Raw genomic sequence first — 581 nt, forward strand, 5'->3', positions numbered from 1 at the left:
CCTATGAACCCTCATGATCCGCCAGATGAGAATCCGCCGTCCTTCTTTGTTTCCACCGCCATCTCCGGCGGGAGGCGTTCATTCCATTTTCCGTGTCAATCGCGATCGGTTCTCGGTTTTGGTTCATTTGAATTTCCTGAGGGCGACGTAGCAGTACGTCTCGACGGTGGGTCACACTGATATCCGCGGGTTGGTTACCGCATTACTGTGGTCCGCCCTATGAGCCTGCCGCTGCCTCAAGTCGCAAATCGCATTGGATGTGTTGCATAATCCGCTCGCGGGTTACTCGGGTGCCGGGCTACGCCGCCTTCAGGAAACTCTCAGTGTCCTCGTTAAGATGATGGAGTGTCAAACCGGCCTGGCATCTTTCGGTATGGCGAGGGACATCGCCAGTCTGCTGATGTCCCAGATGAACCCTGAGAGTTCTCGCGCAACGGCAACCACACTGGTGTTCACATTCTTGCCGCGCGCTGCGAGCTTGCGATATCGCCGGCATAGCCGCAGTTGGGCATCCCATGCGCGGTCAATGATCGGTTTCGGGATTCCTTCATGGCGGCGTTGAATGTCCGGGCTCACCCGAG

At 57.1% G+C, this 581-nt stretch carries 1 protein-coding gene and 1 pseudogene; one reads left to right on the forward strand and one right to left on the reverse strand.

The features are described from left to right. The coding region (locus AB4Y34_RS41885; protein WP_368719313.1) for a hypothetical protein at positions 1 to 180 on the forward strand (180 nt) is incomplete at its 5' end. Between the two features lie 168 nt (positions 181 to 348). Here the strand turns inward: AB4Y34_RS41885 and AB4Y34_RS41890 are convergent. Beyond that, positions 349 to 581, reverse strand: a pseudogene (locus AB4Y34_RS41890) (IS110 family transposase); the annotation flags it as partial.

This window comes from Paraburkholderia sp. BR10954, assembly GCF_040965775.1.
Lineage (GTDB): Bacteria > Pseudomonadota > Gammaproteobacteria > Burkholderiales > Burkholderiaceae > Paraburkholderia > Paraburkholderia youngii.